The organism is Pseudomonas sp. PMCC200344, assembly GCF_030053095.1.
GTDB classification, from domain to species: Bacteria; Pseudomonadota; Gammaproteobacteria; order Pseudomonadales; family Pseudomonadaceae; genus Aquipseudomonas; species Aquipseudomonas svalbardensis.
The window spans coordinates 5,532,765-5,557,928 of record NZ_CP125618.1; the positions used below are offsets into that span (position 1 = coordinate 5,532,765).

21 protein-coding genes and 1 pseudogene are annotated in these 25,164 nt (G+C 58.5%); 9 read left to right on the forward strand and 13 right to left on the reverse strand.

All coding sequences use genetic code 11. The annotated features are described in order from the left end of the window. Positions 1 to 48 precede the first annotated feature (48 nt). From QFW87_RS25330 to rplU, 6 genes are all read right to left on the reverse strand, one after another. Positions 49 to 1,380 (reverse strand): IS4 family transposase, encoded by a 1,332-nt coding sequence (locus tag QFW87_RS25330; protein ID WP_283188801.1) that lies wholly within the window; start codon positions 1,378 to 1,380, stop codon positions 49 to 51. A gap of 122 nt (positions 1,381 to 1,502) precedes the next feature. Continuing rightward, entirely contained in the window at positions 1,503 to 1,967 is a 465-nt protein-coding gene (locus QFW87_RS25335) for a CreA family protein (protein WP_282381077.1), read from the reverse strand. 12 nt (positions 1,968 to 1,979) lie between these two features. After that, positions 1,980 to 3,098 carry a glutamate 5-kinase gene (proB, locus tag QFW87_RS25340; RefSeq protein WP_283184633.1) on the reverse strand — a complete coding sequence of 373 codons (1,119 nt, stop codon included), beginning with the start codon at positions 3,096 to 3,098 and terminating at the stop codon, positions 1,980 to 1,982. Positions 3,099 to 3,221: 123 nt separating this feature from the next. Next, positions 3,222 to 4,445, reverse strand: a complete 1,224-nt coding sequence (gene cgtA, locus QFW87_RS25345; protein WP_010467530.1) for an Obg family GTPase CgtA — start codon at positions 4,443 to 4,445, stop codon at positions 3,222 to 3,224. A gap of 195 nt (positions 4,446 to 4,640) precedes the next feature. Next, positions 4,641 to 4,916 carry a 50S ribosomal protein L27 gene (rpmA, locus tag QFW87_RS25350; RefSeq protein WP_003215862.1) on the reverse strand — a complete coding sequence of 92 codons (276 nt, stop codon included), beginning with the start codon at positions 4,914 to 4,916 and terminating at the stop codon, positions 4,641 to 4,643. Positions 4,917 to 4,950: 34 nt separating this feature from the next. After that, complete coding sequence (rplU, locus tag QFW87_RS25355) at positions 4,951 to 5,265, reverse strand: 50S ribosomal protein L21 (RefSeq protein WP_003176051.1); 315 nt, start codon at positions 5,263 to 5,265, stop codon at positions 4,951 to 4,953. Positions 5,266 to 5,505: 240 nt separating this feature from the next. On the opposite strand from rplU, the gene QFW87_RS25360 reads away from it, so the two are divergent. The 3 genes from QFW87_RS25360 (at position 5,506) to QFW87_RS25370 (ending at position 7,473) form a co-directional block, all read left to right on the forward strand. Next, a complete protein-coding gene (locus tag QFW87_RS25360) occupies positions 5,506 to 6,474 on the forward strand; it encodes a polyprenyl synthetase family protein (protein WP_283189156.1) in 969 nt (322 codons plus the stop codon). 193 nt (positions 6,475 to 6,667) lie between these two features. Continuing rightward, positions 6,668 to 7,009, forward strand: a complete 342-nt coding sequence (locus tag QFW87_RS25365; RefSeq protein WP_008154270.1) for a zinc ribbon domain-containing protein YjdM — start codon at positions 6,668 to 6,670, stop codon at positions 7,007 to 7,009. A gap of 206 nt (positions 7,010 to 7,215) precedes the next feature. Beyond that, positions 7,216 to 7,473 (forward strand): hypothetical protein, encoded by a 258-nt coding sequence (locus QFW87_RS25370; protein ID WP_283181734.1) that lies wholly within the window; start codon positions 7,216 to 7,218, stop codon positions 7,471 to 7,473. A gap of 49 nt (positions 7,474 to 7,522) precedes the next feature. Here the strand turns inward: QFW87_RS25370 and QFW87_RS25375 are convergent, their stop codons facing one another. The 3 genes from QFW87_RS25375 to QFW87_RS25385 form a co-directional block, all read right to left on the reverse strand. Then, positions 7,523 to 8,140: an FKBP-type peptidyl-prolyl cis-trans isomerase gene (locus QFW87_RS25375; protein ID WP_046048787.1), complete on the reverse strand. Its 618-nt coding sequence runs from the start codon at positions 8,138 to 8,140 to the stop codon at positions 7,523 to 7,525. 121 nt (positions 8,141 to 8,261) lie between these two features. Continuing rightward, positions 8,262 to 8,561 carry a DUF6482 family protein gene (locus QFW87_RS25380; RefSeq protein WP_283181735.1) on the reverse strand — a complete coding sequence of 100 codons (300 nt, stop codon included), beginning with the start codon at positions 8,559 to 8,561 and terminating at the stop codon, positions 8,262 to 8,264. A 133-nt stretch (positions 8,562 to 8,694) separates the two neighbouring features. Then, positions 8,695 to 9,183, reverse strand: coding sequence for a TIGR00645 family protein (locus QFW87_RS25385; RefSeq protein ID WP_283189157.1), 489 nt, complete (start codon positions 9,181 to 9,183; stop codon positions 8,695 to 8,697). A 172-nt stretch (positions 9,184 to 9,355) separates the two neighbouring features. Here QFW87_RS25385 and QFW87_RS25390 point away from each other — a divergent pair, with 172 nt between their 5' ends. Beyond that, positions 9,356 to 11,185 (forward strand): hypothetical protein, encoded by a 1,830-nt coding sequence (locus QFW87_RS25390; RefSeq protein WP_283189158.1) that lies wholly within the window; start codon positions 9,356 to 9,358, stop codon positions 11,183 to 11,185. Positions 11,186 to 11,190: 5 nt separating this feature from the next. Here QFW87_RS25390 and QFW87_RS25395 read toward each other — a convergent pair whose 3' ends face one another. After that, positions 11,191 to 11,532: a hypothetical protein gene (locus tag QFW87_RS25395; RefSeq protein WP_046048783.1), complete on the reverse strand. Its 342-nt coding sequence runs from the start codon at positions 11,530 to 11,532 to the stop codon at positions 11,191 to 11,193. 225 nt (positions 11,533 to 11,757) lie between these two features. Then, the gene (locus QFW87_RS25400) at positions 11,758 to 14,196 is read right to left on the reverse strand and encodes an ATP-binding protein (protein WP_283189159.1); all 2,439 of its coding nucleotides are present in this window, start codon (positions 14,194 to 14,196) and stop codon (positions 11,758 to 11,760) included. Positions 14,197 to 14,472: 276 nt separating this feature from the next. Between QFW87_RS25400 and QFW87_RS25405 the strand changes: the two genes are divergently transcribed. The 4 genes from QFW87_RS25405 to QFW87_RS25420 all read left to right on the forward strand — a co-directional run bounded on the left by QFW87_RS25405 (position 14,473) and on the right by QFW87_RS25420 (position 17,913). Beyond that, entirely contained in the window at positions 14,473 to 14,961 is a 489-nt protein-coding gene (locus QFW87_RS25405) for a DUF3015 domain-containing protein (protein WP_017340868.1), read from the forward strand. 93 nt (positions 14,962 to 15,054) lie between these two features. After that, a complete protein-coding gene (locus QFW87_RS25410; RefSeq protein WP_283189160.1) occupies positions 15,055 to 16,908 on the forward strand; it encodes a DUF4105 domain-containing protein in 1,854 nt (617 codons plus the stop codon). 83 nt (positions 16,909 to 16,991) lie between these two features. Then, entirely contained in the window at positions 16,992 to 17,348 is a 357-nt protein-coding gene (locus tag QFW87_RS25415) for a hypothetical protein (protein ID WP_283189161.1), read from the forward strand. A 70-nt stretch (positions 17,349 to 17,418) separates the two neighbouring features. Next, positions 17,419 to 17,913: a GreA/GreB family elongation factor gene (locus QFW87_RS25420; RefSeq protein ID WP_283181741.1), complete on the forward strand. Its 495-nt coding sequence runs from the start codon at positions 17,419 to 17,421 to the stop codon at positions 17,911 to 17,913. Positions 17,914 to 18,007: 94 nt separating this feature from the next. Here QFW87_RS25420 and QFW87_RS25425 read toward each other — a convergent pair. Then, positions 18,008 to 19,076 (reverse strand): annotated as a pseudogene (locus QFW87_RS25425) (IS4 family transposase). Between the two features lie 123 nt (positions 19,077 to 19,199). Then, positions 19,200 to 20,864, reverse strand: a complete 1,665-nt coding sequence (gene ettA / locus QFW87_RS25430; protein WP_059402021.1) for an energy-dependent translational throttle protein EttA — start codon at positions 20,862 to 20,864, stop codon at positions 19,200 to 19,202. Between the two features lie 279 nt (positions 20,865 to 21,143). Here ettA and QFW87_RS25435 point away from each other — a divergent pair, with 279 nt between their 5' ends. Next, positions 21,144 to 24,992: a bifunctional diguanylate cyclase/phosphodiesterase gene (locus QFW87_RS25435; protein WP_283181743.1), complete on the forward strand. Its 3,849-nt coding sequence runs from the start codon at positions 21,144 to 21,146 to the stop codon at positions 24,990 to 24,992. Positions 24,993 to 25,164 lie beyond the last annotated feature (172 nt).

Sequence of the window (25,164 nt, forward strand, 5' to 3'; positions counted from 1 at the left end):
AGTAAATCCAGCGCAAAAAAAATGGGAAGGGGCAGCCCCTAATGCCAGTCAGTTAAGCTGACTGGCATTTTTCTTTCTGATCGGATATTTCGGTGATTTGAGCCTTATGGCGCGGGGATAAATGCGCTCTTCCCGTCGATGCGGCAGAACATAATGCGGGGCAGAGGCGTGCAGCTCGGCCAGATATTTGGGGATGTTCCCGGAACGGTCGGCCGAAACGCTGTTGATAAACCCTAAAATTGCCCAAGTACACGCGGTAAAGCTCATTTCGCACGGGTAAATACCTGGACAGTGGCGGCTCATTTCCACCATCTGGTAGCGCAGCAGGTTGTAGCCCAGCAACACACCCCACAGTTCCTGCTCGATCATCTCGGGCGTCTTGCTACGCAATGTATAGCTGCTGTTGAGCAGCGTCTGTTTCATCTCGCGAAACCCTAATTCGATCTCCCATCGCTGGCTGTACAGGTCGACGATTTCGTCGGACGGGAAGCGTAGCGGATCGGCCATCGACGTCAGGATCTGACAAACCTTGCCCTTGACGGTTTTGCTCAGCAATCGCGCGGTCAGGCGCTCCGGCAGCCCCGGCCATTGCGTGCGGGCCTGCGGCGAAGTGCTCAACGAGACCACAGCGTCCTGGCGCCCCAAGCGCTGAATCACTTCGTACTGCGCACCTTTGCGCAGAGGCATCAGCCAATGTCGCTCGATGCCTGCTTGCTGCCACTGATGCAGCAAACCCAAGGAGTAAAAACCGCGATCGAACAGCGTCAGCGAGTGATCGGGCGTGGTTTCGATCAGTTGCTCCGCCAGTTTCATTTCGTTGCTGCGATAGCCATCCAACGCGCTGCCGATCAGCATGTGGCTGGTCAACTCCATTTGGCAGACCATGCGCACCTGGGGGAAACCGGTGTCGCCATGCTGGTTGCTGGCGGAATCGTAGCGCGCCCGATTTTCGGGTGTATCGGGCGTTCGCCATACGACACCGTCGACCCCCAGCAAACGCAAGCCTGCCCAAGTTGGGTGATCCACGGCCTCATGCCAACTTTTCTGAGTCAGATGGAAGACTTGTCGTACAGCTTCGCTGCCTAATCGCTGACGGGCCTGGACTACGGCGCTGGGCGCCACCAGCGGACGTTGTCCCGGCAGCATGATGTTCATGCGGCTGACCACATCCCAGGCCGACATGCGTCGAAAGAACGCCATGGAGATCACGCACCAAAGCATCATTTCCAGCGGCAAACGCCGCTTGCGCAGGGTCGCCACGCCGGCCTGTTCAAGTGCCTGCTCGACCAAAGATGGATCGAGTAAAGAATCCAGTCCCTCGATTGAGTTAGGGGTGGAGGCGATATTGTGGGTCAGTTCCAGGGCCCGAGCGAGACGCATAAAAAAATCCGATGCCAGTACAGGCATCGGATTTTGATTTCTTGCGGCCAAAGGTCAAGCGAGAGGGCTTAACTGATCGGCATTAGGGGCAGCCCCTTCCCATACTTTTGAGCTTCTTTAGATTACTGAGCCTGCGCCCACGGCAGGATAGGGATGGCGGTGACCGCATTCTGCGGACTACCTTCGATCACACGATCGCTGTAGACCAGGTACACAAGCGTATTGCGCTTCTTGTCGAGGAATCGCACCACCTGCATAGTCTTGAACACCAGCGACGTGCGCTCCTTGAATACCTCGTCACCATCCTTCAACTCGCCTTTGAAGCTGATCGGCCCGACCTGACGACAAGCGATAGACGCTTCTGCGCGATCCTCAGCCAATCCCAAACCACCCTTCACGCCACCCGTCTTGGCCCGCGACAGGTAACAGGTCACACCCTCAACCTTTGGATCATCAAACGCCTCAACGACGATGCGGTCGTTCGGGCCGACAAACTTGAACACCGTTGACACCTGACCAATCTCCTCGGCCGAGGCCAGCAGCGGCACCGCCAACAGCAGACCCAACAATCCTTTTGCCACGCGCATTCAGGTACTCCTTCAGACCAGGATCAGGTTATCGCGGTGAACCAGTTCCGGCTCCGCCATGTAACCCAACAGACCGACAATCGCCTCAGACGACTGACCGATGATTTTTTGTGCTTCCAGCGCGCTGTAGTTGGCCAGGCCTCGGGCGATCTCACGACCGTCCGGTGCCACGCAAACCACCATCTCGCCACGACGGAAGCTGCCCTGGACCAGCTTGACACCCACAGGCAGCAAACTTTTGTTGCCTGTGGACAGCGCCGTCACCGCACCAGCATCCAGCACAAGCGTGCCACGGGTTTGCAGGTGCCCGGCCAGCCATTGCTTGCGCGCCGCCAACAGACCGCGCTCAGGCGACAGCAAGGTGCCGATGCGCTCGCCTGCCTTGAGACGATCCAGCACGCGCTCAATACGTCCGCCGACGATGATGGTATGCGCACCGGAGCGAGCCGCCAGCCGCGCAGCACGCAATTTGGTCTGCATGCCGCCACGACCCAGCGCACCACCTGTACCGCCCGCCACCGCATCCAGCGCCGGATCATCGGCGCGCGCTTCGTAAATCAGGTTGGCGTTAGGGTTGTTGCGCGGATCGGCGTCGAACATGCCATCGCGATCCGTGAGGATCACCAACAGATCAGCCTCGACCAGGTTGGCCACCAGCGCCGCGAGCGTGTCGTTGTCGCCGAAACGTATTTCATCAGTGACCACGGTGTCGTTCTCGTTGATCACCGGAATAACTTTCAGCTCGACCAGCGCGCGCAAGGTGCTGCGGGCATTCAGGTAGCGCTTGCGGTCAGACAAGTCGTCGTGGGTCAGGAGAATCTGCGCGGTATGCCGGCCATGCTCGGCAAAGCTCGACTCCCAGGCCTGCACCAACCCCATCTGACCGATGGCGGCAGCGGCCTGCAACTCGTGCATCGCACTGGGTCGTACGGTCCAGCCCAAACGGCTCATGCCGGCCGCCACCGCCCCGGAGGACACCAGCACCAACTCGACGCCAGCCTCATGCAAAGCCACCATCTGCTCGACCCAAACACCCATTGCCGCGCGATCGAGGCCCTTGCCGTCCGCCGTCAGCAAAGCGCTGCCGATCTTCACAACCCAACGCTGCGCACCTGTCACCTTGCTCCGCATCATCTTCAACCTTAGCTTGAGGACAGCGCGACCCAGCGCTGCCCGTAACGTTATTCGTGACTACCGATTTCCAGATACTAAAACGCCGCTCGATTGAGCGGCGCTTAAGTTTACTGCAACGAATCAGTCACGCACGTAAATGATTTCCGGACCGTCTTCGTCATCCACATCTTCTTCGTCCCAATCATCGTCGCCGATGTCATGGACCGACTTCACGCCGCTACGGCGCAGAGCACGCTGGTCATCCAGGGCCTGCAACTGAGCACGGGCTTCGTCTTCGATGCGCTGATCGAGTTCGGCCAACTCTTCTTTGTAAACCGGGTCGTTAGCCAAGCGATCAGCACGATCTTCCATGTAACGCATGATGTCGTGGCAAAGACGCTCGGTGCCCAGCTTGGAGATGGCCGAGATCACGTAGACCGGACCGGTCCACTCCAGGCGATCAACGATTTCCTTGACGCGAGCATCATGCTCTTCTTCGAGGATCTGGTCGCACTTGTTCAGCACCAACCAACGATCACGCTCAGCCAGGGACGGGCTGAACTTGGTCAGTTCGCTGACGATCACTTCCGCAGCATCCGGGGCGCTGGCGTCATCGAGCGGCGCCATGTCCACGAGGTGCAGCAGCAGACGCGTACGCGACAAGTGCTTGAGGAAGCGAATCCCCAGGCCTGCGCCATCGGAAGCACCTTCGATCAGACCCGGAATATCCGCGACCACGAAGCTTTTCCAGCGATCAACACTGACCACACCCAGGTTCGGCACCAGCGTGGTGAACGGGTAGTCGGCGACTTTCGGCTTGGCGGCCGACACCGAACGAATGAAGGTACTTTTGCCAGCGTTCGGCAAGCCCAGCAGGCCGACGTCAGCCAACACCTTCATTTCCAGCTTCAGATCACGCGCCTCACCCGGCTTGCCCGGAGTGGTCTGACGCGGAGCACGGTTGGTACTGGACTTGAATCGGGTGTTACCCAGACCGTGCCAGCCGCCGTGAGCCACCAGCAGTTTCTGGCCAGCCTTGGTCAGGTCGCCAATCACTTCCTGAGTCGCGGAGTCGATAACCGTAGTGCCGACCGGAACACGCAGGACCAGCTCCTCACCTTTCTTGCCGGTGCAGTCGGTGCTGCCGCCATTGGAACCACGCTCGGCATCAAAGTGCCGGGTGTAACGGTAGTCCACCAGGGTGTTGAGGTTTTCGTCGGCGATCATATAGACCGAGCCGCCATCACCACCGTCACCGCCGTTCGGGCCGCCGTTTTCAATGAATTTTTCGCGACGGAAGCTCATGCAACCGTTGCCGCCGTCGCCGGCCTTTACTCGAATAGATACTTCATCAACAAACTTCATAACAAAACGCCTCTCGTCATACGGACGAGCCGAAAAACACTAAGACATAAGACTCTTGCAAAAATGAGCGTAGCGACCTCAAGCAACTACCGCAATTCCAGCTGCTTTCGCCCATCACAAACAGCTTTGCAAGAGACTCACCCCACAAACGAAAAAGCCCCGTCGCGAGACAGGGCTTTTCCAGCAACTACGTAATTATGCCGCGACGACTTCAGTCTTCGGGACAATGCTTACGTAACGGCGGTTGAAAGCGCCTTTTACTTCAAACTTGATCACGCCGTCGATTTTAGCGAACAGAGTGTGATCTTTACCCATGCCAACACCGTAACCGGCGTGGAATTGGGTGCCGCGCTGACGCACGATGATGTTGCCCGGAATGATAACCTGGCCGCCATACATCTTCACGCCAAGGCGTTTGGCTTCTGAGTCGCGACCGTTACGGGTACTACCACCAGCTTTTTTGTGTGCCATGAGTCAATTCTCCTAGTGAGGAATTAGGCTGAAATTAAGCCTGAATACCGGTGATTTTGATCTCGGTGTACCACTGGCGGTGGCCCATACGCTTCATGTGGTGCTTACGACGACGGAACTTGATGATGCGGACTTTATCGTGACGACCTTGGGAGATCACTTCAGCCACAACGGTAGCGCCGGCAACAACTGGAGCGCCGATGTTCACGTCATCGCCATTGGCGACCAACAGAACGCGATCAAAAGTAACGGATTCGCCGGTAGCGATTTCCAGTTTTTCGATCTTCAGGTATTCACCTGGGGCGACCTTGTATTGCTTGCCACCAGTAACAATTACTGCGTACGACATGGTATTTCTCCGATAATCCTGCTCACCCAGCTCTTTATAAGAAGAGGTATTGGCTGGCATGGCTGCATTGGGCTGGAAGGCCTGTTTGCAATTGCGTAAGGCAGGTGCTGCCCAGGAAGTTCAGGGTGCGCGATTGTACGCAAGCTGCCGGGGCGATGCAAGAGGCCGTCCATCGTACCTTGACACCCGCCGACGTGGGTCCTAGCATGCCGCGCAACCCTTCTGGAGCAACTGTCGCTGATGCAACCCCAAGCTTTCTACCGCGCGGTGGCGGACGATTTTAGCGCCGTCGACGGCATCATCAAGAAGCAGCTGACTTCCCGAGTGCCGTTGGTATCGAAAATCGGCGATTACATTACCTCGGCTGGCGGTAAACGCCTGCGCCCTCTATTAGTGTTGCTGTGTGGCAAGGCTCTGGGTCGCGAAGGCGATGACCTGCGCCTGCTGGCCGCGACCATCGAGTTCCTGCACACCGCCACCTTGCTGCATGACGACGTGGTCGACATGTCCGGCATGCGCCGGGGCCGCTCGACGGCCAACGCCATGTGGGGCAACGCCCCTAGCGTGCTGGTGGGCGACTTCCTGTATTCGCGGTCCTTCGAAATGATGGTCGAACTGGGCTCCATGCCGGTGATGAAAATCCTTTCGCAAGCCACGCGCATCATCGCCGAAGGCGAAGTGTTGCAGCTGTCCAAGGTTCGTGACGCCAGCACCACCGAAGAAACCTACATGGAAGTCATCCGCGGCAAGACCGCGATGCTCTTCGAAGCCTCGACACACAGTGCTGCAGCGCTCTGCGAAGCGACATCGGAACAGACAGAAGCCCTGCGTACATTCGGCGATCATCTGGGCGTGGCGTTCCAATTGGTCGACGACCTGCTGGACTACAAAGGCGACGCCGAAACCCTGGGCAAGAACGTCGGTGACGATCTTGCTGAAGGCAAACCGACCCTGCCACTGATCTACACCATGCGCGAAGGCACGCCGGAGCAGGCTGCACTGGTGCGCAAGGCGATCCAGAAAGGCGGTATCGAAGACCTGGAAAGCATCCGCGAAGCCGTGGAAGCGTCTGGTTCGCTGGATTACACCGCGAAACTGGCCCGTGACTACGTGGCCCGCGCGATCAAGTGCCTCGACGCGCTGCCCGCCAGCGAATACCGCGATGCTCTGGTCGAATTGAGCGAATTTGCGGTCGCCCGTACGCACTAACACGCCCCCTGTAGGAGCAGAGCTTGCTCGCGAAGGCGATCTACCAGTCGACACCCATCTGACTGATAGATCGCCTTCGCGGGCAAGTCGGGACGCCGCACCGCTCGCTCCTACAAATCATGCGTCGCCCCTCGCCCACCTAAAACCCTATATAATGTGCGACTTTTAGCGGTCCTGAATCCAAGGAGCTTTAGTGAGCACGTTGCCACCCTGCCCAAAATGCAATTCCGAATACACCTACGAAGACGGCGCCCAGCTGATCTGCCCTGAGTGCGCCCACGAGTGGTCCGCCAGCGGCGAAGCTGAGGCAGTGTCCGATGACACCGTGAAAAAGGATTCGGTCGGCAACGTCCTGCAGGACGGCGACACCATCACCGTGATCAAGGACCTCAAGGTCAAAGGCACGTCGCTGGTAGTCAAGGTCGGCACCAAGGTCAAGAACATCCGCCTGTGCGATGGTGATCACGACATCGACTGCAAGATCGACGGCATCGGCCCGATGAAGCTCAAATCCGAGTTCGTCAGAAAAGTCTGAGCCTGCTGTATTCCATCCCGCGTCCTGCGTGGGATGGTGCTTCGCCCTCCCCCGCTTCGCCCAACAATCCCTCGCAATAGCCAAACGCCAGCCGCTTTGACCTTACGCAATCTTTACCCTTAAAAAAACACAAACCACCAATAGGTCCTTGCTATTTGATGAATAAGAATTATTCTCATTGAAACCCATCAATGGAGATGAGACCCATGACTTATTTGATCGACGCCTGGCTGGACCGCCCACACCCTTACCTCAGGATCCTGCATCGGGAAACCGGGGAAGTCTGTGCGGTGCTTGAAGAAGAAGCCTTGAACGAGCTGCAGGATCAGGGTGATCTGGACGTCAACGGCTTGAGTTCCAGCGAGCCGGTGGTACTCAAGGAACTGGTGCGCAATCTGTTTCTGTTCTGCTATGCCCGGGCATTGCGCCCGACAAGCGAACTGCACCACAAGATCGAGGTATGAGAAACGCTGAAAAACCCTGTAGGGGCAGAGCTCCTACAGGGTTACGGTCTTACAGAACGTCGAGCAGTTCGACGTCGAATACCAGTACGCTGTGCGGCGGAATGCTGCCAACGCCTTGAGCGCCGTAAGCCAGCTCGCTCGGCACGTACAGACGCCATTTGCTGCCGGCGTTCATCAGTTGCAGGGCTTCGGTCCAGCCAGCGATCACGCCGCCAACCGGGAATTCTGCAGGTTGACCACGATCATAGGAGCTGTCGAACACAGTGCCGTCGATCAGAGTGCCGTGGTAGTGAGTGCGCACTTGATCTTCACGGGTTGGCTTGGCGCCTTCACCCTGAGTCAGCACTTCGAATTGCAGGCCGGAAGCCAGGGTGGTGATGCCATCACGCTTGGCGTTTTCAGCCAGGAATGCCAGGCCTTCGCCAGCAGCGGCTTCAGCTTTGGCAGCTGCTTCAGCTTGCATGATTTCGCGAATGACCTTGAAGCTCGCGGACATTTCTTCCTGACCCACACGGCTTTCCTTGCCGGCGAAAGCGTCGGTCAGGCCTGCCAGGATCGCGTCCAGGCTAACGCCCGGTGGCGGGTTGTCGCGCAGTTGGTCGCCCAGCTGACGGCCAATACCGTAGCTGACGCGGGTTTCGTCGGTGGACAGATTTACTTCGGACATGACACTGCTCCGCTGTGCGGACGGCCCTGGAACTTGCCGTGCGTACACAGCGCGTCCCGGAGCGCCCGGAACCAAAAGGGCCAGCAGACTAGCACAGATGCCATTGCGTTGATGAGGGGCGTCAGTGCTGACACCCGATCGGGACCTTCAGACTCTCTTCGGTGCTGGCCCCCAGCCCGCACATTTCATCATGTACCGAGGTGTGCACAAGGTTGAATGGCAAGTTGGGGAAGGAATGAAGCACTTCACGCGCATGCTCGACCGATCGCAGATGAAACGTCTCGCCGTGGGCATCACTCAATGGATACGCCGCGCCATGCATCCGCGCCTCCAACAGATAGATCCCGCCTTCCATCGAGATCAGGTTTAGTTCATCGACCTTCCCGGCGATGGCATAGGCATTCAACTCTTGCAGGTTCATGAACACACCTCACACAGTGGCGAGCCAAGATCCTTACAGGCATAGGCCTCGGCGCATCAAAGTACAAGCCACAAACGACACCGCCCGTCTGTTTCGCAACAGACGGGCGGTTGGGTATAGCGATAAAAAGCGATCAGTGCTTGGTCAGCTTATCCAGATAACCCATGGCAAACGCCGAAATCACGAAGGTCATGTGGATGATCACGTACCACTTCAAGTGCTCGGGATCGAGGTTCTGGGCGTCCATGAAAACCCGCAGCAGGTGAATGGACGAAATCGCCACGATGGAGGCTGCTACTTTCATCTTCAGCGAAGAAGAATCCATGGTGCCCAACCAGTTGAGCTTCTCCTTGCCTTCGTCGATATCCAGTTGGGAAACGAAGTTCTCGTACCCGGAGATCATCACCATCACCAGCAGGCCGCCCACCAGCGCCATGTCGATCAGCGACAGCAGCACCAAAATCAGATCCGACTCGGCCATCGAGAACACGTTAGGGATGACGTGGAAGACTTCCTGGAAGAATTTCAGCGCCAGGGCCAGCAGCCCGAGGGACAGACCAAAGTAGATCGGCGCCAGCAGCCAGCGGCTGGCGTACATTGCATTTTCGATAAAGCGTTCCATTGACTCTCACACGTGGACTGGACATGGCCGCGAGTATAACAGCCGCCTGTCTATACCCAGAAGCAGCCAGAAACCGTCGGGAAATCCGCAACCTGCGCGTGTGTGTGACAAGGTTTTTCTGCTAGTGTCCAAAGCATTGACAGCTCAGCGACATCGGATAGGAAGACGGGAAATGGATGTGCGATTGCCTTTAACGAGCGCCGGTATTTGCCTGGCCTTGCTGATGAGCGCCTGCTCACCCAGCGATGAGAAGCGCCAGGTCAGCCTCGAGGAAAAGACTGCGCAGTTCGAGAAGTCTCTGGATGCGATTCAGGATCCGAAACTCAAGGATGCCGTGGCTGAACTCGGTGGCTCACTGTTGTTGCTCGAGCGTGCGCAACTCAAGCTCGACAGCAAACCGGTGGAAACAGAATATGGCGAAGACGCCCTCGCCGTCCTCAAGCACTATCCGACGCCCCAAGCCTTGGTCGACACGTACATCAACGGTCTGTTCGTGCTGCACAAGGACTCCAGTTCCGACTACCTGACCGACCTGCAACCGGTGTTCCCCTTCAACTTCAACATTCCGGCCGCGTTTCTCTTTCCCCATGACCTTGAATGGCAATCGGTGACCCTGAGCAACAAACGCGTCATCCCGTTTCAGCCGGAATGGTCAGAAACCGATCCTGGAATTCAACTGAGCCCATCGAGTTCAAACCTGACCAACCCCGACGACCTGACGGTGACCTACCCCTTCATCGATGGCCTGGATGTCGAAAACAAAAACCAGCCACAACCGGTGAGCCTACAAGGCAAAGTGGAAGTCATCGCGCCGCGCCGGCTCTACAGCTTCGACCTGACGAAAAAGGACGTTGGCCAGACTCGCACCAACGACAACCTCAGCGTCACCCTGCTGAACCTTGCGAACAACTACGCCGAAATCGAATTCAACAACAGCGCGCCACAGGCCCCCGAGGTTGGCGAGACACCGCTGAACCCGCTGATCGTCCAAGCCAAGGACAGCACCGGACAATTTCTCTCGCGCTCAGGCTCGATCAACGAAACCTCCGCACAAATAGCCTTCTACCAAAAGCAACTGGCGAAAATGCAACAGCAGAAAACCTGGAGCGAGAGCTTCGAGAAACAGATGGATGAAGAGCAGCGCGCCTTTGAGAAGCAACAGAGCCACCATTATTCAAAGGTGTACTTCAACGGACCGATCGAAACTCTTGAGGTCAGCATACTGGACTTTTCAACCGCCACGGTGACCCGCAAGGACCTGAACCTGCCGGTACTTCGCTTTGACCCACGCACCGCGCAAAAGGCCATCCAGCCACTGACGCTGCCGGTGGTGGTGTACGACGACCAGGCCCCGATCTGGCTCAAGGGCGCCACACTTGGCGAGGAACAACTGAAAAAGAGCGTCCGCATCAGTCAGTCGGTCGAAGACCCCAGCGCCGCGCGTATCGAGTTCGATCACCCCAAAAGCTTCAATGATGAGCTACTCGGCACCTCCTTCAACCCCGGCGAAAGCCCGGTCAGTTTCTTTACCGAGGACGGTAACGGCAAACGCGATGAGCCGATCGAATTGCCGCCTGAGGCTTACCAGGTCGATCCCCTGCGCGGCACCATCACCTACGACTTGAACCTGTTTCCAGAAACTCCGGCATACGCGGTGGGCTCCATGCCGCTGTTTCTCGCCACCGTCGAAAAGAAAACCATCGACGCCCACCAGTTGCCCAAAGGGCTGGCGCTCAAAGGCAATGCGCTGGTGGTCGATCTGAAGCAGTTTCCCGCCCAGGACTGGCGTTTCTTCGCCAAGGACGACAGCGGCAATTATCTGAAGGATATTCTTTCGGTCAGCCACGATGCGAGCGCAGAAGGCCCGGCATTATTGGGGGTGCATTACTTCTACGGGCAGCCTGTCCGTCTGGAAACCTATCAACGAACCGATCTCTCCACCGTGCAATATGGCTTCGAGGTCAAACTCGACAAGGCGGACACGTCCAACCTTGCTCAATAGCCTGTTCAGTGCTCGGGCCGAAACTCGAAACCTCCAGGGTTGCGGCAGCGGCCACCATTGATTTCCCGCAGCTGAGCTTGCAGGTGCAGGCACCAGATTTGCGGATCATCGGCCAGCTCATAGCCGTGCAGGGTGAGACTTTCAACAATGGTGTCGAGGATCGACTCAGCCACAAAGGGGCCATGAAACGGGCCTTGGGCTTTGATGGCAGAAGGTTGTTCCCCGGCCATTCCGGCGGCGAAGAGTAAGGTCCACATGCCCGTATCCCCCGCCAATGGGCGGATGGCACACTCGATACGGGTCACAAGGCCCAGGCATTGACGGGTGAGGCAGAGGTTGCGCGACATGGCGGCGACCCTCGGTAGATCCGGTATTCAGCCCCCACGGGAGGGCTGTCTCGATCCAGTGATTACTGTCGATATCCTTGAGCTGAGAATAGAAGAAAAGTCTGACTAGCACGTCAGGTGAGACCAGAAGGCGCCGAATGGTCATTGTGTGAATATTGACGCCAGACTGATGGCACTTTTTAACTGAATGTGTTCGTTCCCACGCTCTGCGTGGGAACGAACACTTTAGGCAGGCTTGGTTTCCACCAAGGCTTCCTGCGCCATCTCTTTCTCGGCTTCCTTGAGGTCTTCTTCGCTGATCATTTCTGCGATGACCCGCAAGCGTTCCACCACCCGCGCGTTAACGCTGCCATCAGGGAACTGGCCATCGGCGTCCGGCGCACCGGCCGGCTCGCCGACCAACAGGCTCAGGGCTTCATCAGCCTGGCGCACGGCGTAGACGTGGAACTGCCCCGCGCGCACCGCCGTCAGCACTTTCTCGTCGAGCATCAGCGTGGCAACGTTGGCGTGGGGAATGATTGCTCCCTGCTCCCCGGTCAGCCCACGGGCTTCGCAGAGTCGGAAGAAGCCTTCGATCTTCTCGTTGACCCCACCCACCGCCTGCACTTCACCGAACTGGTTGATCGAGCCAGTGATCGCAAAGCACTGCTTGAGCGGGGTTTTCGACAGCGCCGAAATCAGCGTGCAAGCCTCGCCTAGCGATGCACTATCACCATCGACGTAACCGTAGGACTGCTCCAGGGCGATACTCGCGGAAATCGCCAGCGGGAATTCCTGGGCGTATCGGCTGCCCAGATACCCCGTGAGGATCATCACGCCTTTGGAGTGAATGGGCTGACCGAGGTTGACCTCGCGCTCGATGTCGACGATGCCGCTACCGCCCGGATAGACCGTGGCGGAAATCCGCGCCGGCACACCGAATGCCGAATCGCCAACCTCCAGTACTGTCAGCCCGTTGCATTTGCCCACCGCCGCGCCGTCCGTGTCGATCAGGATGATCCCGGCCAGCATGTCATCGAGAATCCGCGCAGAGACGCGCCCGGTACGCGTGGCCTTGGCCTTGAGCGCACGTTCGATGTGCCCGGCGTCGGTCATTTCATCACCGGCCAGTTGGCGAATGAAATCCGCCTCGCTGACCAGCTGGAACAGATCACCGATCCGCGCCGACAAACGCCCCTGGTGCTCAGCCAGGCGAGCACTGTAAGTTGCCAGACGCGCCACCGCATCAGCGGTCAGGGGCGCCATGCCTTCTTCGGAGGTGCGGGTTTTGAGCAACTGGGCGAACTGCTCCAGGCTTTCGTCGACCATCGGGATGTCTTCGTCGAAGTCCACCAGGACGCGGAACAACTCCTGGAAGTCCGGATCGAGGTCCTGCAGCGTGTAGTAGAGCTGTCGGGCGCCAATGATGACGACTTTGACCTGCAACGGAATGTGTTGCGGAGCAAGGGTCACGGTGGCGAAACGGCCCATCTCGCCCAGCGGCGATTCCATTTTCAGTTTGCGCGATTGCAGCGCGCGTTTGAGCGCATCCCACACGAATGGCTCGCTAAGCATTTTTTCCGCTTCAAGAATCAAGAAGCCGCCATTGGCGCGGTGCAGCGCACCCGGACGCAACTGTCGATACGTGGTGTAGAGCGCGCCCTGATCGGTTGTGTACTCGATGCGGCCGAACAAATTTTCGTAAGTCGGGTGCGGCTCAAAGACCACTGGCGCACCGCCGCTGAACGGATGACCGACCACCAGGCTCGGCGCGTATTGCTCTTCCAGCAGCTTGCGGGCGATGGCGTCAGTCTTGCTGTCGTCCACCAGTTGCTCGACCACGGTCTTGAGCAGATACACCTGCATGGCTTGCAGGTAACCGCAGACCGCCGCGTTTTCTGCATACTTCTCCGACAACGGAGAAAGCAAAGGCTGCAAGGCCAGAGTGATGGTTTCTTCGTTGAGCTGGCGCAGTTGATTGCTCGACTCACGCTTCCACTGCGGCAGGCTGGCGAGCTCTTCGTTCAGCCGCTCTTCCAGCCACGAAATGTCGTCGTGAAAACGCTCTCGATCGGCTTCCGGCAACTGGGCAAATTCGGCTTCGTCCACGGCTTTGCCTTCACTCATCGGGGTGAAGGCGATATTGCTGCTGTCGCGGTACAGCGCAACGTCCTTCTCCAGCGCCAGGCGCTCGATCACGTCCAGCGCCTTGTCGTAACGCTGGTTGAAGGCGCGGTCGATGGCGCTTTTCTTCTGCTGGTAGGACGGGTGCTCGAACACGGCCGGAAAAGTCGCCAGCAGGTTGTCGATCAAGCCGTTGATGTCATCGATAAAGGCGCCGGCGGTGCCCGACGGCAACTCCAGTGCGCGAGGTTCGCGAGGATCATCGAAATTGTTGACGTAGACCCAGTCCGCCGGGGTTTGCAGGCGTTTGCCTTCGGCTTTCAGGTAGCGTTTGACGAACGAAAACCGGCCAGTGCCGGGCTCACCCATGACGAATACGTTGTAACCGGGGCGTGGCATGGCCACACCGAACTGCAAGGCTTCGACCGCACGTTCCTGGCCAAGCACACCGCGGAAGGGCTCCAAATCATTAGTGGTAGAGAAGCTGAACTGTTCAGCGGAAAACGGACGGGTCAGCGCGTCGGGCGCTAAACGCAAGCTGGCAGCTACAGGATCAGGCATCGGGCTTCCTTACATCAGGCGGGGCAGATAGCGGCATTCTGGCGCTGCCCATACCTCACTTGCAAGGCGCACCTCTAGCCAAAGCATAGACAAAGCAGCATCGCTAAGCGGGCCGGGTCTAAATCAATGTTTTCAACGAATGTTATGCAAAAAATAACGGAACCTCAGGAACGTGCCTAAACTCCAAACTGCGCGGCTGGAACAATAACCGGCCCACTGGCGCCAGATCGGGCCAGACCCCTTGTCCATTGGTATGCACATAAAGAGAACAAAGCTATGAAACGGATTCTTCTCGGTACTCTCTTCACCGCTGTATCCCTCAATGCCATGGCTCAGGCGCCAGGCGGCCCGGATTGCGGTTGGGGCAACATGCTGTTCGAAGGTCAGCGTGGCACCCCGGCTCACTTCCTGGCATCCACCACCAACGGCACTTCCGGCAACGCAACGTTCGGTATGACCTCTGGTACCAACGGTTGCTCGACCAATGCGTCGCTGACCTATGGCGGCAAATCCTGGATTGCCATGAATGGCATGATGAACGAGCTGTCTGAAGACATGGCTAAAGGTCAGGGCGAAGCGCTGACCACTTACGCCGTGGTACTGGGCGTGGCGCCGGAAGACCGTGCGCATTTCGCCGCCGTCACTCATGAGCACTTCCAGCAGATCTTCAGCAAGGCTGACGTGACCGCTGACGACGTGCATACCAACACCCTGGCCGTTCTGAAGAGCGATCCTCGTCTGGCCAAGTACGCTACTCAAGCTTAAGCTCGACCCGCCCGCTCCTTTCGGGGAGCGGGTTTTATTTTTTGGACCTGTCCCTCTTTGGGTCTTTGTTTCTTTCGACTTAAGTTGCTCACTATGCTCAAACGCCTTGTCTGGCTGGCGCTCTGTGTCTGCGCCCCGCTGTCTGCCACGCCCAAAATCGACAATCAACGTTTGCAGCAATTGGCCAATGACCCCTTCTGGATTTCCCTGGGTCACTACGAAACCGCCAAACTCGGTGGCTGGCGCAGCTATGTCAGCGACAAGAAGTTCTTCCTCGCCGCCGATGGCAATGAACATCCTGACCGTGAACTGGCGGCGACCGTGCAAGCGCTGTACGCCCCGGCCAGCGCCGGTGAAAAACATGCGCAATGCGTCTACCCAGCCCGCACCCGCTGGCTGAAGGCGCAGCTCAACCTGAGCGATCTGCCGAAGCTTCCCTGCACTGAATTCAAGCAATGGTTCAAGGATGTTTCGCCCCACAGTGCGGTGATGATTTTCCCGGCAGCGTATCTGAACAGTCCGTCATCGATGTTCGGCCACACATTGCTGCGCATCGACCAGGCCAATGTACAAAGCGATCAAACCGCCCTGCTCAGTTATGCAATCAACTTCGGCGCGTACATCGAAGGCTCGGACAACAGCATCCTGTATGCATGGAAAGGCTTGATGGGCGGCTATCCCGGTTTGTTTGCCCTGGTGCCATATCAAGAAAAACTCTCGGAGTACCGCAGCCTCGAGAATCGCGATCTGTGGGAATACCGCCTGAACCTGACCCAGGCAGAAACCGAGCGCATGGTCGAGCACGTCTGGGAGCTCAAGCAGATCCAGTTCGACTATTTTTTCTTCGACGAAAACTGCTCTTATCGCCTGCTGGAATTGCTGCAAGTCGCCCGCCCGAGCCTGCGATTGACCGAACAATTCCCGCTGACCGCGATTCCTACCGACACCGTCAAAGCGGTAAAAGAAGCCGGACTGGTGGAATCCATTCAGTATCGACCGTCCCGCGAACGTGAACTGCTGAGCCGCGCCGAGCCGTTGACCCATTCAGAACAGGAATGGGTGCTGAAAGTCAGCGCCGACCAGAAGCAGTTGCAGGAACCGGCGTTCAAGGCTCAACCCAAGGATCGTCAGGCGTTGATCATCGACGCTGCCTATCGCCTGGAGCGCTACCGCGCCAACGGCCAGGAACGTGATCCGCAACGGGCGCAGCGCAGTTTCGAACTTCTGCGGGCGATCAACCAGAACCCGGCACCGGAACTGGACATCCCGCAACCTGGCCTGCCAGAGGATGGCCATGAATCGCGCACCTGGCAGGCCGGTATCGGCACTCGAGGCGACAAGGCGTTTGGCGAATATGGCCTGCGCATGGCGTATCACGACCTCAACGACAACGCCGAAAGCTTCCCCCTCGGCGCGCAGATTGAAATCCTGCAAATGAAACTGCGCCAGTACGAAGGCAATCACTGGCAGTTGCAGCAATTGGACCTGGCGACCATTCGCTCCCTGACTCCGCGCAATGAATTGCTGCAACCACTCTCGTGGCAAGTCACCGGCGGCCTGGAGCGCGTGCCGGGCAAGCATGACGACGAAACCCTGGTCAGCCACGTCAATGGCGGTGGCGGCGGGACCTGGCAACTGGGCGACGACATGCTCGGCTTTGCTTTGGGCACCGTGCGCGTTGAACACAACAACGACTTTGCCGGCTTCATCGCGCCAGCGGCGGGCTTCAACAGCGGTTTGCTGTGGAAAAACCCGCTGGGCAACTTCAGCCTGGAAGCCAAGGGCGACTTCTTCACCAACGGCGAAGTGCGCCGTAGCGTGAGTCTGAATCAGCAGTGGGAATTGTCGCGCAACCTGGGTTTACGCCTGAGTGCCCAGCGCGAATTCAGCCACCTGGCTTCGCCCGAGAATGAAGTGATGCTTGAGGTGAAGTGGTATCACTATTGACCTTTTGATCTTTCTTTCACATCCCGCTCACAAATCCACTCTTAGACTTCTCCTATAGGCCGTTGACGGTCTGGGAGTCTGAGATGTGGCGTTGCGTGGTTGTGGTGGGTTTGCTGATGTTGATCGCGGGTTGCCAGACGACCCACGAGGATCTGATCGCCAAGGGTTATCCACCGGCATTCGCCGATGGCTTCGATGACGGTTGCAGCAGTGGCCGGCAAGCGGCGGGGGCAATCACCGGAGAGTTTCGTAAAAACGTTCCGCGTTACCTCAAGGACAAGCTGTACGCCGAGGGCTGGAGCGATGGCTTCCGGCAGTGTCAGGCGATGCGCGAAAGCGAGGACCGTGAGGATTATCGCAGCCACCATTGGGACGACCGGGACAAAGCCTGGCAGCAGCAGAAGGATCAGGACGCCGCTCGTGCTTTTCGCTCGCAATAAGTCGCCCACAGATATCTGTCGAAACTAAAAGCCTGCGACCATGGCCCAAACCCTATAACGGGAGAAAACCATGAGTCGCGCCTTCGTCAATGAAGATAACGCCGCCGCGCAAGCTGATCAGCCCGTCGAACGGCAGGTCAGCACGCAGCCCAATTACGTCACGCCCGCCGGACTTACGCAGCTTCAGGCGAAAGTCGCCGAAGTGCAAAACCTGCTCAATGAACAGAGTTCGCGGGGTGAACTGGCGGACAAACAGCGTCAGGCCGATCTTGAGCGTGACTGGCGGTATTTCAATCAACGCCTGCAAAGCGCTCAGTTAGTCGTACCGGCCTCCTCGACCAACAAAGTGCAGATGGGCGCCTGGGTGACCTTTGCCGATGAACAGGGCAACGAACAACGCGTGCAGTTGGTGGGCGAAGATCAGGCGGATGCCGCGAACGGGTTGATCAACTGGGGCTCGCCGCTGGGGCGGGCGTTGCTGGGCGCGCAGGTCGGGGATGAAGTGCTGTGGAAGCGGCCGGCGGGGGACTTGTTGATTGAGGTGTTGGGCCTGGAAATCGGGTGACCCATCCCTGTGGGAGCCGAGCTTGCTCGCGATGGCCGCGCCGCGGTCTCACTGAAAAACCATAAAAAAACGGAGCCCCGAAGGCTAATTCCGATCAGTTAAGCTGACTGGCATTTTTCTTTCTGATCGAATATTTCGGTGATTTGAGCCTTATGGCGCGGGGATAAATGCGCTCTTCCCGTCGATGCGGCAGAACATAATGCGGGACAGAGGCGTGCAGCTCGGCCAGATATTTGGGGATGTTCCCGGAACGGTCGGCCGAAACGCTGTTGATAAACCCTAAAATTGCCCAAGTACACGCGGTAAAGCTCATTTCGCACGGGTAAATACCTGGACAGTGGCGGCTCATTTCCACCATCTGGTAGCGCAACAAGTTGTAGCCCCTGTGGCGAAGTGCTTAACGAAACCACCGCATCCTGGCGACCCAAGCGCTGAACCACTTCGTACTGCGCACCTTTGCGCAGTGGCATCAGCCAATGGCGCTCGGTGCCGGCTTGCTGCCACTGGTGCAGCAAACCCAGGGAATAAAAGCCGCGATCGAACAGGGTCAACGAGTGATCGGGCGTGGTTTCGATCAGTTGTTCCGCCAGCTTCATTTCGCTGCTGCGGTAGCCATCCAACGCACTGCCGATCAGCAAGTGGCTGGTCAACTCCATTTGGCAGACCATGCGCACCTGAGGAAAACCAGTGTCGCCATGCTGGTTGCTGGCGGAGTCGTAACGCGCACGGTTTTCGGGGGTATCGGGTGTTCGCCAGACGACGCCGTCGACACCCAGTAAGCGCAAACCGGCCCAAGTTGGGTGATCCACGGCCTCATGCCAACTTTTCTGAGTCAGATGGAAGACTTGTCGTACAGCTTCGCTGCCTAATCGCTGACGGGCCTGGACTACGGCGCTGGGCGCCACCAGCGGACGTTGGCCCGGCAGCATGATGTTCATGCGGCTGACCACATCCCAGGCCGACATGCGTCGAAAGAACGCCATGGAGATCACGCACCAAAGCATCATTTCCAGCGGCAAACGCCGCTTGCGCAGGGTCGCCACGCCTGCCTGCTCCAGTGCCTGTTCGACCAAAGAAGGATCGAGCAAGGAATCCAATCCCTCGATTGAATTCGGAGTGGAGGCGATGTTGTGGGTCAGTTCCAGTGCCCAAGCGAGACGCATAAAAAAATCCGATGCCAGTACAGGCATCGGATTTTGATTTCTTGCGGCCAAAGGTCAAGCAAGAGGGCTTAACTGATCGGCATTAGCCCCGAAGGCTCCGTTTTTTATGCAACCCACCCGATATCAGGCCAGTTTCTTGTGCCGTACACGATGCGGCTGAGTCGCGGCTTCGCCCAGGCGTTTGCGGCGATCGGCTTCGTACTCGGTGTAGTTGCCTTCGAAGAACACCGCTTGCGAGTCGTCTTCGTACGCCAGGATGTGAGTCGCGACGCGGTCAAGGAACCACCGATCGTGAGAGATCACAATGGCAGCGCCCGGGAAGTCCAGCAGGGCTTCTTCCAGGGAACGCAGGGTTTCAACGTCGAGGTCGTTGGACGGTTCATCGAGCAGCAGGACGTTGCCGCCTTCTTTCAGGGTCAGCGCCAGGTGCAAGCGACCGCGCTCACCACCGGACAGGTCCTTGACGAACTTCTGCTGATCGCCGCCCTTGAAGTTGAAGCGACCGACGTAGGTGCGCGACGGAATCTCGTAGTTGCCGATGCGGATCTGATCCGAACCGTCGGAGATTTGCTGGAATACAGTCTTGCTGCCGTCCAGGTCTTCGCGGCTCTGATCGACGCATGCCAGTTGCACGGTTTCGCCGACTTCGATGCTGCCCGAATCCGGCGTTTCCTTGCCCATCAGCATGCGGAACAGGGTCGATTTACCGGCACCGTTACCGCCGATCACGCCAACGATGGCGCCTTTAGGCATGGAGAACGACAGGTTGTCGATCAGCACGCGATCGCCATAACCCTTGGAAACGTTCTTGAATTCGATGACCTTGTCGCCCAGGCGTGGACCGGCCGGGATATAGATCTCGTTGGTTTCGCTGCGCTTCTGGAATTCCTGCGATTGCATTTCTTCGAAGCGTTGCAGACGAGCCTTGGATTTGGACTGACGAGCCTTGGCGCCTTTGCGAACCCACTCCAGTTCTTCCTTCATGGCTTTTTCGTGGGCCGACTGCTGCTTGGATTCGGCAGCCAGACGATCGGACTTGGCTTCGAGCCAACCCGAATAGTTACCCTCGTACGGGATACCGGCGCCGCGGTCGAGCTCGAGGATCCAACCGGCAACGTTGTCCAGGAAGTAACGGTCGTGCGTGATCGCGACCACGGTGCCCGGGAAATCGTGCAGGAAGTGCTCCAGCCAGGCGACGGAATCGGCGTCCAGGTGGTTGGTGGGTTCGTCGAGCAGCAGCATGTCCGGAGCAGACAGCAGCAGGCGGCACAGCGCCACACGACGCTTCTCACCACCGGACAGGAATTCGACCTTGGCATCCCAGGCCGGCAGACGCAGCGCATCGGCGGCGACTTCCAATTGGCGATCCAGGTTGTGACCGTCGCTGGCTTGCAGGATGGCTTCGAGTTTGGCTTGTTCAGCGGCCAGTTTGTCGAAGTCGGCATCTTCATCAGCGTAAGCCGCGTAGACCTCGTCCAGACGAGCCTGGGCGTTCTTGATCACGCTGACCGCTTCCTCAACCACTTCACGCACGGTCTTGGTCGGGTCCAGGATCGGTTCTTGCGGCAGGTAGCCGATGTTCAGGTCCGGCATCGGACGGGCTTCGCCGTCGAACTCGGTGTCGACGCCCGCCATGATTTTCAACAGCGTGGACTTACCCGAACCGTTAAGGCCGAGTACGCCAATCTTGGCGCCCGGGAAGAACGACAGCGAAATGTTTTTCAGGATTTCCCGCTTCGGCGGAACAACTTTACCCAGCCGATGCATGGTGAATACGTATTGAGCCATGGAGAACCTAGGGTCAGTGAACGATGAATGATTGGGGCGCGGGCGATGCCCGGCCAGGCCGTGCGCGTCGTCCGATTGATGGGTATCAATGCGTGCGCGCTAAAAAAGCCTAGGAGCTGGAACGCTCCCGCGTAACCGGCAAAGCTACCTGATTGACGGAAGGCAGTCCAGCCGAGCGGGACTGGCACTTTGCCACAACTCAGGGCATGCTAGCCGCCCTCCGGGCGTCCGGCTTATAGTGCACGTCGCGCCAGTCCAGCCAAACCGCAGGATTACAGTTTGTCTAATGTCACTCCCTCATCTTCCGTGAGCGCACTCAATCCTGCGACCGGCTCACCCCTGCGTGGATCCTTGAAGGGCGCGCTGGCGGCGCTCGTCCTGTTGTTGCTCGCGTTGCTGTTCTGGCAGTTGCTGGATCAGCTGCGCGATGCCCAACGACACCAGCGTCAGTACACCATCGACTACACCGCCGATCTGGCCTCGCAAGTCAGCCTGAACATGGCGCTCAACGCCCAGATCGCCCTCAACCTGCTACCGATCGTCGAACAACCGCAAAGCGCCGACGAACAGCAGGCGCTGTTGCGCAAACTGCAAAAGTCCTTGCCCGGCCTGCGCAGCCTCGCGCTGCTCAGTCCTTCCGGGAAAGTCCTCACCGACAGCGCCGACAACAGCGACGATGCCGACTACCTGAGCGAACTGGTCCGGCGCAGTCACGCCCAGGCCCATTATTTCAGCAACGCCAATGACGGCTCGGTGGTGCATCTGCTCCTGCATCAAGCCAGCGGTAGCACCCGCGGCTACTGGGTTCTGCGCCTGACGCCGACATTTTTCTCGTCGCTGACCAAACCAAACGAAACCGGTATTCGCCCGCTGTGGCTGGTGGAAAACCGTGTCAATCACCAGATCATCAGCCGCGACGATGGGGAGCCCTCGGCCACTCCGGCGGTGATGACAGCGGATGAGCTGGCCAACAGCGTGCTGACCGTGCCCCTGAGCAGCAGCGACTGGCAACTACGCGCGCTGTTCGATCGGCAACGGGTGATCGAACAGCTGCTGCCGGCGTTCATCGGCAAATGCCTTCTGGGTCTGGCCTTCTCGCTGCTGCCATTCATCGCCCTGCTGAACATGCGCCGCCGCCAACGCCAGGTGCACGAAGGCCGTCGACGCTACCAGGATATTTTCGAAGGCACCGGCGTCGCCTTGTGTGTACTCGACGTGTCCGGGCTCAAAAACTTCTTCGACAAGGCTCAGTTGCACAGCAGCGAACACCTGAAGGTCTGGCTCGAGACACCGGAACAACGCCAGCACCTGTTGCAGGAACTGCGCATCACCGAAGTCAACCTGGTCGCCCTGCAACTGCTCAACGTCAACACGTGCGATCAAGCCTGGAAACTGCTGATCGACGGTAACCCGCAGGACGGCACCGCCATCGGCATTCAAGTGCTCGACGCGGTGCTCAACCAGCAGAAACAGCTTGAACTCGAAATCAAACTGCAAGACGCCAATGGCCGTGACCAGCACTTGTGGCTGGTCCTGCGTCTGCCGGAAGACCAGGACGACTATAAAGCGGTGATCCTGAGCATCACCGACATCACCAGTCGCAAGCTTGTCGAACTGTCGCTATTGGAGCGCGAAGGATTCTGGTCCGACGTGGTACGCACCGTGCCGGATCATCTGTACGTGCAGGACGTGATCAGCCAGCGAATGATTTTCAGCAACCACCACCTGGGCCAGACGCTCGGTTACAACCGTACCGAACTGCACCAGATGGGCGAGTATTTCTGGGAAATTCTGCTGAACCCCGAAGATGCCGACTTCTACCACCGCTCGCGCCAAACCCAGCGCCAGGCCGGTTACAGACAATTGATGCAATGCCAGCTGCGCTTCCGCCACAGGGACGGCAAATGGCGGCGCTTCGACATCCGCGAACAGGCGCTGGCGCGGGACAAGCACGATCAGGTCACGCGAATCATCGGCGTGGCCAAGGACATCACCGATCAGATTGAAGCCAGTGAGTCCCTGCGCGACAGCGAGCAGCGTTACCGGATGCTCGCCGAAAGCATCAGCGACGTGATTTTCTCAACCGACAGCAAGATGGCGCTCAACTACGTCAGCCCGTCGGTGCAAGCCGTGCTGGGCTACGACGCCGACTGGATTTTCCAGAACGGCTGGCAATCGACCATCGCCAACCCGCAACAGCTAGCCGGCATTTACAGCCTGATGGACCGGGTCAGCAAAGCGCTGAATAAACCCGACCAACTGGCGCTGTTGCGCAGTCAGGTGCAGACCCAACTGTTTTTGTTCGACTGCCTGCGGGCAGACGGGCGCAAAATTCCTATCGAACTGCGGCTGGTGCTGGTCTGGGACGAACACGGTGCATTCGAAGGCGTCCTGGGCGTCGGTCGCGACATCAGCCAGCAACGCCGGGCCGAAAAAGACCTGCGCATGGCCGCGACCGTATTTGAGCACTCGACCTCGGCGATCCTGATCACCGACCCGGCCGGCTACATCGTCCAGGCTAACGAAGCCTTCAGCCGTGTCAGCGGTTATGCGGTGGAGCAGGTGCTCGACCAGTTACCGAACATGCTGACCGTCGACGATCAGCAGGAAGCCCATCTGCGTTATGTGCTCAAGCAATTGCATCAGCACAGCACGTGGGAAGGCGAAGTCTGGCTCAAACGACGCAATGGCGAGCATTACCCGGCCTGGGTCGGCATCACGGCGGTGCTGGATGACGAAGGCGATCTGGCCAGCTACGTGTGCTTCTTCAGCGACATCAGCGAACGCAAGGCCAGCGAGCAGCGGATTCACCGCCTCGCCTATTACGACGCCCTGACCCACCTGCCCAACCGCACGCTGTTCCAGGATCGCCTGCACACGGCGCTGCAATCAGCCGAACGGCAGAAGTCCTGGGTGGTGCTGATGTTCCTCGACCTGGACCGCTTCAAACCGATCAACGACTCCCTGGGCCACGCCGCCGGCGATCGCATGCTCAAGGAAATGGCCACGCGCCTGCTCGGCTGTGTCGATGATGACGACACCGTGGCGCGCATGGGCGGCGATGAATTCACCTTGCTGCTGCAACCGCGGGCCAACCGTGAAATTGCCTTGAACCGGGCGATTCACGTGGCCGAACAAATTCTCGCGAGCCTGGTGAAACCGTTCGTACTTGAAGGCCGCGAATTCTTCGTCACTGCCAGTATCGGCATCGCCCTGAGCCCTCAGGACGGTAATGAACTCAGCCAACTGATGAAAAACGCCGACACCGCGATGTATCACGCCAAGGAGCGTGGCAAGAACAACTTCCAGTTCTATCAGGCCGATATGAACGCCAGCGCCCTGGAGCGTCTGGAGCTGGAAAGCGACTTGCGTCACGCCCTGGAACAGAACGAATTCGTCCTCTACTACCAACCGCAGTTCAGCGGCGATGGCAAACGCCTGACCGGCGCCGAAGCCTTGCTGCGCTGGCGACATCCGCGACGCGGTCTGGTGCCGCCGGGAGACTTCATTCCGGTGCTCGAAGAGCTCGGTCTGGTGGTGGATGTCGGCGACTGGGTGATCAGCGAGGCCTGCCGTCAACTCAAGACCTGGCATCAGGCCAAGGTCCGGGTACCCAAGGTGTCGGTGAACATTTCGGCCCGGCAATTCTCCGATGGCCAACTCGGGACGCGGATCGCCACCATCCTCAAGGAAACCGGCCTGCCGCCGGCATGCCTGGAGCTGGAGCTGACCGAAAGTATCCTGATGCGCGAAGTCAGCGAAGCGATGCAGATTCTCGCCGGGCTGAAAAATCTCGGCCTGAGCATCGCGGTCGACGACTTCGGCACCGGTTACTCATCGCTCAACTACCTCAAGCAGTTCCCGATCGACGTGCTGAAAATCGACCGCACCTTCGTCGACGGCCTGCCGTCGGGCGAGCAGGATGCGCAGATCGCCCGCGCGATCATCGCCATGGCCCACAGCCTCAATCTGGCGGTTATCGCCGAGGGCGTGGAAACCCACGAGCAACTCGACTTCCTGCGTGAGCATGGTTGCGACGAGGTTCAGGGGTATCTGTTCGGCCGTCCGATGCCGGCGAACCGGTTTGAAGCGCAGTTCAGCAATGATGCGTTGTTCGTGTTCGACTGAAATCTTGTGGTGTTGCGGGAGACCCCTTCGACTTGCTCGCGAAGGGGCCCGCACAGGCACCGCATATCCGGTCATGAAGCCCACTTGTCTGCGACATGATGTCCTTTCATATGCCATCTAAAACCCATTGGGTTAGAATGCCCCCCTTTTCTGCCCCGATCCTTGAGGACCG